This is a genomic window from Streptomyces sp. NBC_01571 (assembly GCF_026339875.1).
GTDB lineage: Bacteria > Actinomycetota > Actinomycetes > Streptomycetales > Streptomycetaceae > Streptomyces.
In genome coordinates this window covers 4,714,398-4,727,520 of the sequence record NZ_JAPEPZ010000001.1, presented here as the reverse complement: position 1 = coordinate 4,727,520, position 13,123 = coordinate 4,714,398, and the positions used below count along the sequence as shown (strand labels likewise).

18 protein-coding genes are annotated in these 13,123 nt (G+C 68.6%); 14 read left to right on the top strand and 4 right to left on the bottom strand.

All coding sequences use genetic code 11. From position 1 onward, the window contains the following. Nucleotides 1-362 precede the first annotated feature (362 nt). A complete protein-coding gene (locus tag OHB41_RS21270) occupies nucleotides 363-539 on the top strand; it encodes a hypothetical protein (RefSeq protein WP_168508452.1) in 177 nt (58 codons plus the stop codon). Nucleotides 540-1,117: 578 nt separating this feature from the next. On the opposite strand, the gene OHB41_RS21265 is transcribed toward OHB41_RS21270, so the two are convergent. Next, nucleotides 1,118-1,585, bottom strand: coding sequence for an NUDIX hydrolase (locus OHB41_RS21265; RefSeq protein WP_266699813.1), 468 nt, complete (start codon nucleotides 1,583-1,585; stop codon nucleotides 1,118-1,120). 18 nt (nucleotides 1,586-1,603) lie between these two features. Here OHB41_RS21265 and OHB41_RS21260 point away from each other — a divergent pair, with 18 nt between their 5' ends. Both OHB41_RS21260 and OHB41_RS52660 read left to right on the top strand, forming a co-directional pair. Beyond that, nucleotides 1,604-2,383: a GntR family transcriptional regulator gene (locus OHB41_RS21260; RefSeq protein ID WP_028800904.1), complete on the top strand. Its 780-nt coding sequence runs from the start codon at nucleotides 1,604-1,606 to the stop codon at nucleotides 2,381-2,383. Between the two features lie 139 nt (nucleotides 2,384-2,522). Next, on the top strand, nucleotides 2,523-3,074 hold the full coding sequence (locus OHB41_RS52660) for an SCO3933 family regulatory protein (RefSeq protein WP_526024944.1): 552 nt from the start codon (nucleotides 2,523-2,525) through the stop codon (nucleotides 3,072-3,074). Between the two features lie 150 nt (nucleotides 3,075-3,224). Here OHB41_RS52660 and OHB41_RS21245 read toward each other — a convergent pair whose 3' ends face one another. From OHB41_RS21245 to OHB41_RS21235, 3 genes are all read right to left on the bottom strand, one after another. Beyond that, nucleotides 3,225-4,601 carry a site-specific integrase gene (locus tag OHB41_RS21245; RefSeq protein ID WP_266699812.1) on the bottom strand — a complete coding sequence of 459 codons (1,377 nt, stop codon included), beginning with the start codon at nucleotides 4,599-4,601 and terminating at the stop codon, nucleotides 3,225-3,227. 31 nt (nucleotides 4,602-4,632) lie between these two features. Beyond that, a complete protein-coding gene (locus OHB41_RS21240) occupies nucleotides 4,633-5,055 on the bottom strand; it encodes a hypothetical protein (RefSeq protein ID WP_266699811.1) in 423 nt (140 codons plus the stop codon). Nucleotides 5,056-5,155: 100 nt separating this feature from the next. Further along, nucleotides 5,156-5,668: a helix-turn-helix domain-containing protein gene (locus OHB41_RS21235; protein ID WP_266699810.1), complete on the bottom strand. Its 513-nt coding sequence runs from the start codon at nucleotides 5,666-5,668 to the stop codon at nucleotides 5,156-5,158. A 223-nt stretch (nucleotides 5,669-5,891) separates the two neighbouring features. On the opposite strand from OHB41_RS21235, the gene OHB41_RS21230 reads away from it, so the two are divergent. From OHB41_RS21230 to OHB41_RS21180, 11 genes are all read left to right on the top strand, one after another. Continuing rightward, entirely contained in the window at nucleotides 5,892-6,080 is a 189-nt protein-coding gene (locus tag OHB41_RS21230) for a helix-turn-helix domain-containing protein (RefSeq protein WP_266699809.1), read from the top strand. Continuing rightward, nucleotides 6,077-6,373: a hypothetical protein gene (locus OHB41_RS21225; protein WP_266699808.1), complete on the top strand. Its 297-nt coding sequence runs from the start codon at nucleotides 6,077-6,079 to the stop codon at nucleotides 6,371-6,373. Before OHB41_RS21230 ends, OHB41_RS21225 begins: the two co-directional genes overlap by 4 nt. 78 nt (nucleotides 6,374-6,451) lie before the next feature. Beyond that, entirely contained in the window at nucleotides 6,452-7,063 is a 612-nt protein-coding gene (locus OHB41_RS21220) for an RNA polymerase sigma factor (RefSeq protein ID WP_266699807.1), read from the top strand. Further along, complete coding sequence (locus OHB41_RS21215) at nucleotides 7,060-7,887, top strand: BN159_2729 family protein (RefSeq protein ID WP_266699806.1); 828 nt, start codon at nucleotides 7,060-7,062, stop codon at nucleotides 7,885-7,887. Before OHB41_RS21220 ends, OHB41_RS21215 begins: the two co-directional genes overlap by 4 nt. Beyond that, nucleotides 7,884-8,612, top strand: coding sequence for a DUF2786 domain-containing protein (locus tag OHB41_RS21210; protein WP_266699805.1), 729 nt, complete (start codon nucleotides 7,884-7,886; stop codon nucleotides 8,610-8,612). The genes OHB41_RS21215 and OHB41_RS21210 overlap by 4 nt, the downstream gene beginning before the upstream one ends. Beyond that, the gene (locus tag OHB41_RS21205) at nucleotides 8,609-8,773 is read left to right on the top strand and encodes a hypothetical protein (protein ID WP_266699804.1); all 165 of its coding nucleotides are present in this window, start codon (nucleotides 8,609-8,611) and stop codon (nucleotides 8,771-8,773) included. Before OHB41_RS21210 ends, OHB41_RS21205 begins: the two co-directional genes overlap by 4 nt. Further along, complete coding sequence (locus OHB41_RS21200; RefSeq protein WP_266699803.1) at nucleotides 8,770-9,069, top strand: hypothetical protein; 300 nt, start codon at nucleotides 8,770-8,772, stop codon at nucleotides 9,067-9,069. Before OHB41_RS21205 ends, OHB41_RS21200 begins: the two co-directional genes overlap by 4 nt. Then, nucleotides 9,066-10,496 (top strand): ATP-binding protein, encoded by a 1,431-nt coding sequence (locus OHB41_RS21195; protein ID WP_266699802.1) that lies wholly within the window; start codon nucleotides 9,066-9,068, stop codon nucleotides 10,494-10,496. Before OHB41_RS21200 ends, OHB41_RS21195 begins: the two co-directional genes overlap by 4 nt. Nucleotides 10,497-10,570: 74 nt before the next feature. Continuing rightward, nucleotides 10,571-12,037 carry a UvrD-helicase domain-containing protein gene (locus OHB41_RS21190; protein ID WP_266699801.1) on the top strand — a complete coding sequence of 489 codons (1,467 nt, stop codon included), beginning with the start codon at nucleotides 10,571-10,573 and terminating at the stop codon, nucleotides 12,035-12,037. Beyond that, nucleotides 12,034-12,570, top strand: coding sequence for a hypothetical protein (locus OHB41_RS21185; RefSeq protein ID WP_266699800.1), 537 nt, complete (start codon nucleotides 12,034-12,036; stop codon nucleotides 12,568-12,570). The genes OHB41_RS21190 and OHB41_RS21185 overlap by 4 nt, the downstream gene beginning before the upstream one ends. Before the next feature lie 56 nt (nucleotides 12,571-12,626). Continuing rightward, entirely contained in the window at nucleotides 12,627-13,055 is a 429-nt protein-coding gene (locus tag OHB41_RS21180; RefSeq protein WP_266699799.1) for a WhiB family transcriptional regulator, read from the top strand. Nucleotides 13,056-13,123 lie beyond the last annotated feature (68 nt).

Below are 13,123 nucleotides of genomic sequence, written 5' to 3'. Positions count from 1 at the left end.
TCGATCACGGGGGACTGTCAACATCGGTCAACCGCCCGGACGCCTCGGCCGATCGTCCACCCGGGTCCGGCGTCGACCGCCGCTGTTCGTGCTTGTTGGTGTCAGCGGCTGGTGTCAGCCACCGCTTGCGGTCTTGACAAGGGCCGCCTCGCCGATCCGCAGCACTAGTTTGGAAGATCGCGTATGCGGGTGCGGCTTGAGCTGGCATAACGGTGACCTGTTTGTTCGATGAGCGCTGACCGGCGTTCCCCGTGGCTTGCCTCTGGAACGGGTACGCCAGGGGCACGCTGTCTCGGGTGTTCGGCGGGTGCCGACGCGCAGGTATTGCCGGGGTAGAGTCTCGCGGACTGGGGAGGTGAGCCATGGCCGCGCTCTTCTACTCCGCTGTCGTGGTCGGCGTCGCATTGATAGCTTTCGCGGTCCTGCGGGAGCACGGAACGCGGTTCGCGAAGGCGGCCTCCTGGTTCTGCCTTGCAGTCGCCGCGCTTCCCGGACTGGGGCTCATCGGCGTCGTTCTCCAAGTGGTCTTTGGGTCGTGAGGCTGGTGCGGGGCTACGACGCTGCTACGTCGCTTGCCGGGTCATGGGCTGGGCTGGGTGAACTGCCCGGGCTCGGGTCCGGCGAGGATGCCACGCCTAATCAGGCTTTTTAGTGCGCAGGACGCAGCCGAACCCCTTCCTCCGCCCACCACTCACCCCAGCTCCCATCCCGTCCGCCGTCGACCCACACACCGTGGAGCGGGCGTGGTCCATGGCGTCCAGGTGGAGCGCGCCACTGTACGAACGACCTGGACGCCATCGGCCGCGTCTGCTCGGCTCTGCCTGGGTCGGCGGTGGACGGGATGGGAGCTCCCCGCGCACGCCCCTAGGGGCCCGCAGTCGGCGGCGGCGCCCCCTCCATCCCGGTGCCGGCCGATCCCCCGCCGGAGGCATCGCCTTGACCGCGGGCCGCTCTATGCGGTGATCGACTCATGGCCATAGGCCCTACCCACACGTGGGCGCGCGTCGGCGCAGCGCGGGCGGAGCGGGCCGGAGGCAGGAGCGGCGCCCGCAGCGGAGCCGGGAAGCGCGCCCGGCGGAGCGGAGCGCAGCCGGGGCTTGATGAAGTAGGGAAAGTTCTACCGCGCTGCGATCAGGCTCTTGCCGTCATGGCTCCGCACGTGAGGCCCGTTGCCGTCCAAGGCGTCCAGGAGTCGGATCGCGAAGACCTCGGCCATGCGCTCGCTGACCTCTTCGGGCGTGAGCCAGTCGACCGCTGTCGATTCGCTGGACGTGCGCTCGGTGCCGCCAGACGGCTTGCAACGGAAGACCAGGGCGACGATGCCCCTGGTGGTGTTCTTGTAGACCCCGGTGAGATGGTCCACCTCAACGTGGATGCCCGTCTCTTCCAGGACCTCGCGGGCGACGCCGGCCTCGGGAGTCTCGTCGAGTTCGAGTACGCCGCCGGGAAGTTCCCAAGTGCCGTTGTCCGCGCGGCGGATCGCTAGCAGTCGGCCGTCCTCGCCGATGACCACTCCGGCTACGGACACGGAGTGGAGCGGCGTTGACTCGCCTTCCTGGGCACTGTTACTCATGTGCAGGAGCATAGGAGGAAGAGAAGGACTATGGGAACAGCAGTAGGAGGTGAGCGGTCCGTACCTCGTTACGTACAGATCGCCGACGAGATCGTGCAGCAGATCCGGGCCGGTGTCATCAAGCCCGGCGACATGGTGCCCAGCGAGTCCGAGCTGGTCGACCGCTACGGCGTATCAGGCGGCACGATCCGCAAGGCCATGGTCGAGGTGCGTGCGAGCGGGCTGGTCGAGACACGGCACGGCAAGGGATCGATCGTGAAGGATCGGCCGCCCGTGCGCCATCGGTCCTCCGACCGCTTCCGGCGCTCCCTCCGGCAGGGTGGCAAAGCTGCCTATCTCGCCGAGTCAGCGCAGTCCGGCGCCACGGCCAAGGTGAGCGTCCTCTACATCGGCCCGATGGAGGCCCCGGAGGATGCCGCGGAGCGACTGGGCGTCCCCGCCGGCACTCAGGTGCTCGCCCGGCGACGCCTCTACTTCCGCAACGGGACGCCCGTCGAGACGGCGACGTCGTACCTCCCCTGGGACGTCGTGAAGGACATCCCCGAACTGTTCGCCGAGAACCCCGGCGGTGGCGGCATCTACGCCCGACTCGAAGACCACGGGCACGAGTTCGAGGAGTTCGTCGAGACCCTGCAAGGGCGGCCGGCATCCAAGGCGGAGTCCTCGGAGCTGGCTCTCAGCCCCGGCGCCCCGGTCATCCACCTGATCCGTGAGGCTCGTACGACCGAGGGTCGTGTGGTCGAGGTCTGCGACACGCTCATGGCCGCTGACCAGTTCGTTTTCGAGTACCGGATCCCCGCCGTCGACTGACGCGCCCTCAACTCCCCTCAGCCCGTCGCGAGTTCTCCTTCGCGACGGGTTGACTCATATATAGGAGTCATGCACTCTTCTTCATGTCACTCATATACATGAGTGACGGAGTCCAGCCTCTATAGAGGAGTGAATCGCTGTGCGTCAGATTCCCGTCGACACCACGAACGCGACCGTGATGGTCGCCAAGGCTCCGCAGCCGAAGATCAAGGACCGCCGTACCGGTGAGATCGCCCTCGACAAGGACGGCGTCACGCTGATGACGGTGGAGGTCATGTTCTCCACGCCGGACGAGGTGGAGATCCTCAAGCTCACCGTTCCGGCGCCGGGCGTCTCCGAGGACCTGGCGATGGGTACCCCGGTCGCGCTGACGGGCCTGCGGTGGCACGAGTCGGGGTACGTTTTCACGACCCGCACCGGGCGCCAGGTCGAGCCGCGGAACGTCTACCGCTCCTTCACCCGAGTCGCCGAGTCCGCCGGCCTTCGCGTGATCCGGCTGCATGACGCTCGGCACGGCACCGCCACCCTGCTCACGGCGGCCGGAGTCGCGCCCCGCGTCGTGATGGAGATCCTTGGGCACTCGCAGGTCAGCATCACCATGGACGTGTACACGCACGTCGTGCAGGACACTCAGCGCGAAGCCATGAGCCACATGGACCGGCTGCTCAGAAAGCGCCCCGGTCGTCGGTGACGTCGGCGTTGATGTCAGATCTGGATGTCAGAAGGGGACCACCTCCCAATTTTGGGAGGTGGTCCCCTTCTGAACTGGTGCCCCCGGCAGGATTCGAACCTGCGACACCCGCTTTAGGAGACTGGCGTACCTAACCTCCCGTGGATCACCTCACATGGCCTCTGAACTGCTCTTATATCCAGCCCGCGCCCGCCGGTAGTCCTCCATGGAGATCGTTTGGGGGGCATTTAGGAGATCATCTTCGGCAGGGGCCGCCGGAGGCTTCACCAGGCTGACCCGACCCCACAGCGAGGACCACCCGAGGTTCCCCATCGCTTCCCAGAAGATCTCCTCCAGCCCGTCGAGCCGTGCCTGCCGCATCGCCGGCGTCGGGTGCTGGTAGACCCGCTTGATCCCCGGGCGCTTGTGGCCGGCCTGCTCGAAGGAGAGCGCGGCCCGGACGCCGATCTGGTCCTGCCACGAGTCGTGGGTATGTCGCAGTCCGCGCATCGTCATGCCCGGCGCGATCGGCTCCCACTCCGCACGGTACGAGCAGCCCTGCCGCTTCTTGCGCTCGGGTCGTCCGTCCGCCGCGGGCCGCAGCTGCTTCGCGCCCCAGTTGTTGCGGCGCCACCACTTCCCGCTCGGCGTGCACAGCATCCAGTCGTACGGCCAGTCCGCCAGGTGGTAGTGCCACAGCCGGGCGAGGAACGGGGGCAGGTCCAGGTCGCGGGTCCGCCACTCGTTCTTCGTCGGCTCCAGCTTGAGCACGGTCCCCTTCTTCTTCCCGTGCTCGTCACGCTCCTCGTACTCGGCGACCTCCTGGGCGATGCGCAGGACGAAGCACTCCCAGTGGGACTTGCCCCACTGCTGCCGACGCACCCGGAAGTGCTCGCGCTGGATGCCCAGCCCCTCGCCCCAGTTGATCCCGGTCCACGCGGTCGTGATCACGTGCAGGCCCTTCGCGGGCCCGAGCCGCTCAGCGACGCGGAGCACCGCCTCCGCGGTGAACACCTTCTCCTCGTCCTCGTCGGCCGGCGCCGCGGGAGTGTGCACGACGGCCTTCGTCCGCTGCCGACCCTTCACGGGGTTGATCGGCAGCCACCTGGCGTCCACGGCCCCCGTGAGGATCGTCGACATCAGCGAGACGCAGTGGCCCTTGGTGACGTCGTCGCAGGGGAGCAGCATCTGCCAGGAATCGACGTCGAACCAGTTGAGCGAGATCAGCGGGGCGTGGTCCCACTTCGGCAGGATGTAGGTGTCCAGCAGGTCCCACCGCGTCGACACGGTCCGGCCGCGCTTCGGCCTCTCCGCCATGTACTTCCGCGCGAACTGGCCGAAGGGGGAACGGTACTTGTCGGGGTCGATCCACGTCCCCTCTTTGATCTGCGCCTCTTGCTTCGCTCCCCACTCCTCGGCCAGGACCTTCGTCGGGAACCCGGGCTCGCTGCCGGTGCTCCCGTCTGGCCGCTGGTAGCGCGCACGCCAGGTGAACTGCTTCGTCTTCGCGCCGTTGCGGACTTTGTAGACCTTCTCCGCGTGAGCCATGGCTTACCCCTGCCTGGTGTACCGGCTGGGGTCAGACGCTCTGGAGGTGCGCGACGTAGCGCGCGGGCAGGCGTACCCAGTCCGGTGATCGCTCGGACTGAGAGCGGGTGATCGCGTCGGCAGCCCGCTGCTCGATCAGGCCCGTGCGCACGATGTACCGGATGTACTCCGGCCGGTCGTCGACGACGATCGCGCACCCGGGCTCCATGTCCGTGCGGAGCTCCATCCAGATAGGGATGCGCTCGCCGCGAGGCGCCTCTGGTGTCCGCGGCTTCCACCGCAGAGCCTGCTGTGTGAAGACGTCGGCAAAAGCTGCCGCGCCTTCGTCTGTGATGTCATCCCAGTGGAAGTGGAAGACGACCGTTGCGCGGCCTTCCGCTTCACTGATGTGGTCCTTCATGTAGGGCGCAAACCAGGCGCCTTGGTGCCGCTCCACTTCAATGCTCAAGTCCATGGTGCATCCCCGATCCGCCGAGTGGTGCCCCCCTCTCGGTGACGGTCTGTGCATGCAACCATACGTACAGTTGTTGCGCCAGTGATCTGGGAAAACTCGTTTACGACTCTGCAACCCCATCGAGGTCAGAAGCGAGGCCCTGGAGGTGCCGGCGGGCACGGCGGTACCGGGCCGCGACGCGTTCCGCTTCCTCCGGGGTGGCGTCCTTCTTGCCCTGCAAGACGACGATGATCTGCCCGTCGTCGTCATCTGGTCCGAGGTTGAAGACCTGGCTGTCGAGGACCTTGCCGGACCGCAGTTCGTACTCGACGGCGGGGGAGAGCTGCACGCCCGGGATGGCGTGTTGGGCTGCTGCTTCCGTTTCGGAGGTGGCGATGACTGGGTCCCCGCCGGCGAGAACGCGGCTGACGGAGTCGTCGGTCCATCCGAGCAGGCGCGCGTATGCGAGCAGGGTCGTTGATGTGACCCTGGCGCCGTCGCCGCTCTCCATCTTGTAGATGGTGCTGCGGCCGACTCCAAGCTCGGCGGCCACGTACGCCTGCGAGATCCGCGGCCGTCGCTGTTCGCGAGCTGCTTTGAGCTGCTCGCCGAGCCGTGCGAAGTCCTGGTCCATGACACCCATGATGCCGCACATGGTTGCATGCAGAAAGAGCACTTCCGGCGCATTGACCTGCGCACATTGAGCGCATTGTCCGCACGTGGTTGCATCACGCGCCCCTTGAGAGCCCCGTTTCCTCACGCGATTGCTTGGATTCCAAGCAAGTAGTGCGCGAGAGTGCTTGCAACGGTAGGCAGAGTGCGCTTAGATCGTAAACGTGAGACCCCACGGACAAGCAATGAGGGCTTGGCGACCTGCTCGGAATCTGAGCATTCGCCAGGTGGAGAAGCAGACCGGCCTCTCTCGGGGCTGGCTGTCCCGCGTGGAGCGTGGCCTGATCCGCACCACGGCGGACGAGCGAATCCAACGGGTCGCCACGGTGCTCGATATCAGCCCTGACCTGCTCAAACTCAAGGAGAAGCCGTGACCGGGAAGAAGGCCACGCGCAGGCACCACTCCAAGCTCAAGCGCCTCATCGCCGCCAGTGCCGCGAAGCGCGAGGCCACAGACCAGCTCGAAGACGACGTCCGCCGGCGCACGCCGGAGGAAGTTGTCGAGAAGCAACTGCTGCCGTACCGCAGCGTGCGAGTACTCAAGCAGCGCTGCTACCGACGCGAGGTCTGGCACCACAACGACGGCGGCCGGATCACCTTCACCGCCGAGGACCTCCGCAGGGAGGCCGAGCGGACGGCCGTCGAGCCGTTCGAGAAGACCGGCTGACACACCGCGGGGCCGCCCCGGATGCGACCCGGAACGACCCCCACAACCCGAAAACCCCTACTTCACAGGAGACCGGCTGTGTCTACACAGGCTAACGCCATGATCGCCCCGCCGAGAGGAGCGGAACCCGAGCTCCTCGCCCGGGCCCGGACCGGCGACCGCGACGCCTTCGCCACCCTCTACAACGAGTACCAGCGCGTCGTGTATCGCTTCCTCTACTTCCGCATCCGGAATCGCGAGCTCGCGGAGGACCTGACGCAGGAGACGTTCGTCCGCGCCCTGCGCCGGATCGAGACGTTCGACGAGCGGCCGCGCACCGGCGGATTCGCTGGCTGGCTGGTGACCATCGCTCGGAACCTGCACACGGACCACTGCAAGTCGAGCCGCACCAGGCTGGAAGTCCCCCTGAGCTCGTTCGTCGACTTCGAGGCTGACGAGCTCCTCGACTCAGCGGAGTCCAGCGCGTTTCGTGAGCTGGAGGCCGTCGAGGCGACCGCAACGGTCAAGGCCGGCATGGAGGGGCTGACGGAGCGCCAGCAGGAGTGCGTGCGGCTCCGCTTCCTGGAGGACTGCACGATCCCGGAGACCGCCGCGGTCATGGACCTCAACGTCGGAGCGGTCAAGACGCTCCAGTGGCGCGCGCTGCGGAGCATGGGGCGCGTGCTGAGCACCGATGGGGCGGCGGCATGAACAAGAACCTCCCCGAGGCCATCAGGATCGTCCGCGAGGCCATGGCCATGAGCAGCAGCGATCCGGCCGCCACCGTCGCCCAGGCCCTCGACGACGTCCGGCTCCTGGTCGACCCGGAGCGCCCGGCCGGCACCGTCCTCCACCGCGCGGCGGACGGCGGCTGGGAACGCGCGCCGCAGGGCCAGCCCGAGTACCCGGCGGACGCCGAGCAGCCTGAGCGCCCCGAGCTGCCGAGGCGCCAGGCGCAGGAGACCGACCTCGAGCAGCAGGCCCGCGCCTGGGACGAGGCATGCGAGCGCGCCCGGCGGGCCGCGGACACCATCCGGCTCCACGTCGGCGCGCACCCCGCCTTCCAGGGCGTCCAGGTGGACGGCGACCGCCTCCTGGTGTCGCTACACATCGTCGACCAGCGTCAATGGGGCGAGTGGCGCACGTACTTCGGGATCACGCACGACAAGGAGCGTCCCCTCCCGTACGTGGTCGGTGGCGACGGTCATCGTGACGGGGTCCGAGTGTCGGTGGTCGCGTACGACCTGCCGGAGGCCCGGGCGCACGCGATGCGGATCGCGAAGGCGCCGTACGAGCTGGAAGGGCTCGTGTACGACCTGGCCCTGCCGCAGCAGGACGTGAACGGCGGCACCTGGTTTTTCGAGGGCGCGCGGGCCGAGGACGGCATGCCTCTGCTGTCGCAGGACGGCCGGCCCGAGCTGTCCAGGCTGTCGGACCTGACCCGTCAGGCGGGTGGTCTGACGCCCGTCACGGACTCCCCGTCACAGCTGGTCACGCCCGTCATGACGACCGTGACGGGCGGTGAGCAGGCATGACGCAACCCACCGAATCATTGCTCGCGAAGGTGCGCGCTCTCCTGGCCAAGGCCGAGGACCCTGCGTCCACGACGGCAGAAGCTGAGGCGTTCACGGCAAAGGCCACCGAGCTCATGGCGAAGTACGGCATCGAACGTGCCCTCCTCGCCGACTCGGTATCCGACTCCGACGCGCTCACCGACCGCATCATCACCATGAGCAACCCGTGGGCGCGGGAGAAGCAGAGCCTGGTCTCCGGGATCGTCGATGCACTCCGGGGACAAGCCGTGCTCCGCGACAAGGGCTCGCTGCACCGAGTGCACATGTTCGGCTTCCAGTCGGACCTGGAGCGTGCCGAGTTGCTGTACACCTCGCTGCTCCTCCAGATGGCACAGCAACTGAACCGAGTCGAGGTGCCGTGGGGCGACAACGCCCGTAGCTACCGCCGCTCGTGGATCCTCGGCTTCCGCCAAGAGGTCGTACGAAGGATCAAGGAAGCAGAGGCCCGGGCCGTCGCGGCGAGTGCTCCGCAAAGCCAGCCCGCGGGTCGCAGTACGGAACTCGTCCTGGCGGACCGCAGCGCCCTGGTCGAACAGCGCGTCTTCGCTGAGTTCGGGAAGCTCAGGAGGCGCCGCACGACCTACCGGGGAAGCGGCTACGGGGCCGGACAGGCCGCGGGCCGCACCGCGAACATCGGCCAGACGGGACTGTCTGGCGGACGGAAGCCGCTGGGCGGCCGCCGATGAGCCTCTCCAGCGTCGCCGCACAGGCGAAGAAGACGATCGAGGCCGCGTGGCTGGCCGGGCCCCCATACGACCTGGCCACGCAGGCAGCCGAGGCCCTGGAGTCCGCAGGCATGCTTCGGCCGCCCGAGACCCCTGCTGGCCGGGAGGTCGAGGTCCAGTGAACGCGTACGGCAAGGTCTACGACGCGCTCACCGACGGCCGGCCCCGCCCGCGTGCCGAGGTCGTGCAGCTGCTCGCCGACCTCCGCCGCGAGTACGGCCAGGAGCTGGCGGACGCGGTGGAGAAGGACCTCGACGGCCAGTACCGCCGGGCCGACACCGACACGAACGCCGAGTTCCGGCGCAAGCGGCAGAAGTACGGCATCGCGATGCGGACCCTCGCCCTCGTCCGCGAGTTCGCCAGCAACCCCCGCAGTTTCACCACGCCCGCCCAGCGCGACCCCCGGAGCACCCCATGACGACCTTCACCTTCGCCCCGGCGACCCGCGAGACCGCCAAGGCCCGCATCGGCATCCAGGGGCCCGGCGGCTCCGGCAAGACCAAGACGGCCCTCCGCATGGCCGAAGCCCTCGCGGCTGGCGGCGCCATCGGGGTCGTCGACACCGAGCGGGGCTCAGCTCTCAAGTACGCCCCGGTCCCAGGCCGCCCGGACATCGAGGCTCACGAGTTCGCTCACCTGCCGATGGCGTTCTGCTCCCCGGAGAACCTGATCGCCGCGGTGAAGGCCGCCGAGGAGGCCCGGCTCGCGGTCCTGATCATCGACTCGTGGTCGCACTTCTGGGCAGGGAGGGGCGGGCTCCTCGCACGCGTCGACGAGGAGGCCAAGAAGGCTGGGAGCGGTGGGAAGTTCACTGCCTGGGGCCCGGTGAACGAGCTGGAGCAGGAGATGCTCGACGCCCTGCTGACCTTCCCCGGACACGTCATCGTGACCATGCGGACGAAGAACGACTACGAGATGGAGGGGAAGAAGGTCACCAAGGTCGGGGTGAAGACGGTCCAGCGTGAGGGTGCCGAGTACGAAGTCGACGTCCTGGTCGACATGATCGCGGGCACCGGCACCGTCACCAAGACCCGGTACACGGCCCTCGACGGCGCCTCTGTCCACCACCCCGGCGAGGCATTCGCCGAGGCGATCCTGGAGCAGCTCGGCCAGGGCGTCGACCCCGTCCAGGTCATCGTGGACGAGCTGGTCGCCGACGGTCTGACGTATGACCGGGCGCTGGAGCTGTACGGCCAGGCCAAGAACCGGCGTCTCCTCATGGCCGACCTGTTGCACCCGAAGACCGGGGAGCCCGCGAAGCTCGGGGACGTCATCAAGGAGTACGGGCAGGCCGTCAAGCCCGTCACGACGGGCGCCACCACTCCGCCGGGACCGACGTCGGATGCCGAGATCGCCGCCGACACGGCCAGGGCCCGCGAGGAGATGTACAACGCGGCCAAGGCCGCTGGTCTGGACTTCGACATGGCCAGCGCGCGCTTCAAAGCCGAGTACGGCACGGACGCGATCTGGGGTACGGCCGAGCAATTGCGGGCCGTCGCATCGAAGTTCGTCCGGCCGACTGCCACCGACCAGGACCGGGCGCCGGAGCCCGTCAGCCCCCCGCAGATGCGGATGATGCACGCCTGCTTCACCAAGGTCGGGCTCGGCCACAAGGACCTGCGCGAGCAGCGTCTCCGGGCGACCGCGCTGATCGTCGGCCGTCCGCTCTCGTCCGCGAACGAGCTGACCAAGGGCGAGGCGCAGACCCTCCTCGACACGCTCACGACGTGGGGCGACCGAGAGAACCCGGCTGACGAGTTCGCCGCGATGGTCCAGGGCCTGGAGGACGACGCCGCCCGGGCCGCTGGTGACGCCCTGTACGTCGCCGCCGCGCAGTCCGTCTGATTCGCCACTGAGCGGGACCGCCCCGACCCCGTGCGGGGCGGTCCCGGCCCCCAGAAAGGAGGTGCACCACAGTGGTGACCCCAACCCCAGAACAGCGCGACGCGATCGACTCGTACGGCGACGGGCTGGACCAGGTCCTCCAGGCCGGCGCGGGCTGCGGCAAGTCCGCGACGCTGCGCATGATTGCCCAGGCTGACGCGCGTAGGCGCATGACCTATGTGGCGTACAACAAGACCATCGCGGCGGACGCCCGCAGGTCGTTCCCATCGAACGTCACGGCGAAGACGGGCCACGGCCTCGCCTTCGACCCGAAGTACGGCGCCCGGCTCCAGCGTCCGCGCCAGACCGCGCACCAGGCCGCGCAGGCCCTCGACGTCCGCGCGATCCTCGGCATCATCGGCTCGACGCCGAGCATCCTCACAGACCTCGGTGGTCTCAAGGCGATGACCTCGAAGATCATCATGCGGATGGCCCTCGACACGATCGAGCGCTACTGCCACAGCGCCGACGAGGACCTGGTCCAGAAGCACATCCCGCAGTACGACGGGCTGCGGAAGGCCCGCGGCGAGGTCGTAAAGCTGGTCCTGCCGGTGGCACGAGCCGCCTGGGAGGATCTCCAGCGCGATGACTCCGTGCTGAACCTGAACCACGACCACTACCTGAAGATGTGGGCCCTCTCGAAGCCTACGATCCCCACGGACGTGGTCCTGCTCGACGAAGCCCAGGACACCAACGACGTGCTGAGCGCGGTCCTGCTCGCCCAGGAGCACGCGCAGCGCATCGCGGTCGGCGACTCCGCGCAGCAGATCTACAGCTGGCGCGGCGCCAACGACGCGCTCGAGGGTTTTGTCCGTGAGCTCGGCTGCCCCGAGCTCACGCTGTCGCAGAGTTTCCGGTTCGGGCCGGCCATCGCCGCCCGCGCGAACGTGTGGCTGCGGCTGATCGACGCGCCCCTCCGGCTCACCGGCTGGGACGCCGCCGAGTCCGCGGTGGGCCCGCTCGACACCCCGGACGCGATCCTCTGCCGCACCAACGCGGGCGCGATGGGGATCGTCATGGAGGGCCTGGGGGCCGGGCGGAAGGTCGCGCTGGTCGGTGGAGGCTCTGCGATCAAGCAGCTCGCCTGGGCGGCCGAGGCCCTCCAGGGCGGCAAGCCGACCGACCACCCGGAGCTGATGGGCTTCGCGTCCTGGGACGACGTCCGGCAGTACGCAGCCGAAGAGGACGGCTCCCTCGAAGTGCTCGTCAAGCTCATCGATGAGCACGGGCCCGGCCGGATCGTCGCGGCCGCGGACGGCCTGGTCTCCGAGCAGCAGGCCGAGCTCGTCGTCTCGACCGCGCACAAGGCCAAAGGCCGCGAGTGGCCGGCCGTCCGCATCCACGCCGACTTCCGGGCGCCGAAGGCCGACCAGAAGACCGGCCTGGTGATCCTGCCCCGCGAAGAGGCCCGCCTCGCATACGTCGCCGTGACCCGGGCCCGCGAGCAGCTCGACGACACCGCCCTCGCCTGGGTCCAGACCGTGACGGCGGTGAAAGCGTGAGCGCCCTCCACACTGACCGTGAGCGCGCCGTCCTGGTGCCTAGCCAGCGCGAGTGGATCTCTGTCACCGCCCTGACCGCGCCCACGGTGTTCATGGCGACCGCCGAGGGACTCGTCTGCCTCGACCTGATCGCCGTGGAGCTCGCGGTCAACGGCGAGCACCAGGCCGGGGAGCTCACGCCGCCCGAGGCCGCCTATGCGGCGGACATCATGCTCCAACGCGGCATGGACCGCTCGGTGATCGCACGCCGAGCCGGGATGGACCATCGGACCCTCCGGGCCTGGTTCCCGACCGATGACACACCCCTGTGCGAGGCATTGCAACGGGCCCGTACCGCGGCCGAGTGGTGCCAGGAGATGGCCAAGCAGCTGCCGGCGAAGCCACCGATCCGGTGTGGCACTTACCGGGGCGCGCAACGGCATCGACGCCGCAAAGAGCCCTGCTGCGAGCCGTGCAGGCTCGCGCGGAACGCCGCGGACCGTCACTTCCGGAAGCACGGGACCTACAGCGGCGCGCCGGAATTCCCCGCGTGACGGGTGTCAACGGCCCGTCACACCAACGCGATTCATCAAGAACGAGGGAGCGATCTATGGAACGGGAGTGGGAACTCTCCGCCGCGTGTCGAGACGTGGACCCCAACGTCTTCTTCAAGAAGGACTCTCTGTCCCTGGCCAGGCGGACCTGTCGAGCCTGCCCGGTCCAGGAGGAGTGCCTCGACGCCGTTCTGGCTCGTGAGTCGCACGTGGCGAAGACGCAGCGGGAGGGGATTTTCGCTGCCCTCACTGGGGCGCAGCGCTGGGAGGTCGAGCGACAGCGGAAGACCGGCCAGCCCGCCGTGAAGAAGCCGAAGAAGGCTCCGGGGCCCGGCCGGAAGCTGTCGCCGTGCGGCACGGAGGGCGCCTACCAGCGGCATCAGCGCAAGGGCGAACCGGCCGACCAGGCATGCCTGGACGCGCACGCCCTGACCCACCGGGAGTACCGGCGCACGGGCTCCACCAAGGTCCTCACCTCCCGATGAGCACCGGTGGCCCGGCGGATGACACCGGCCGCCGGGCCACCGGCCACCCCCACACCGACCGGAAGAGG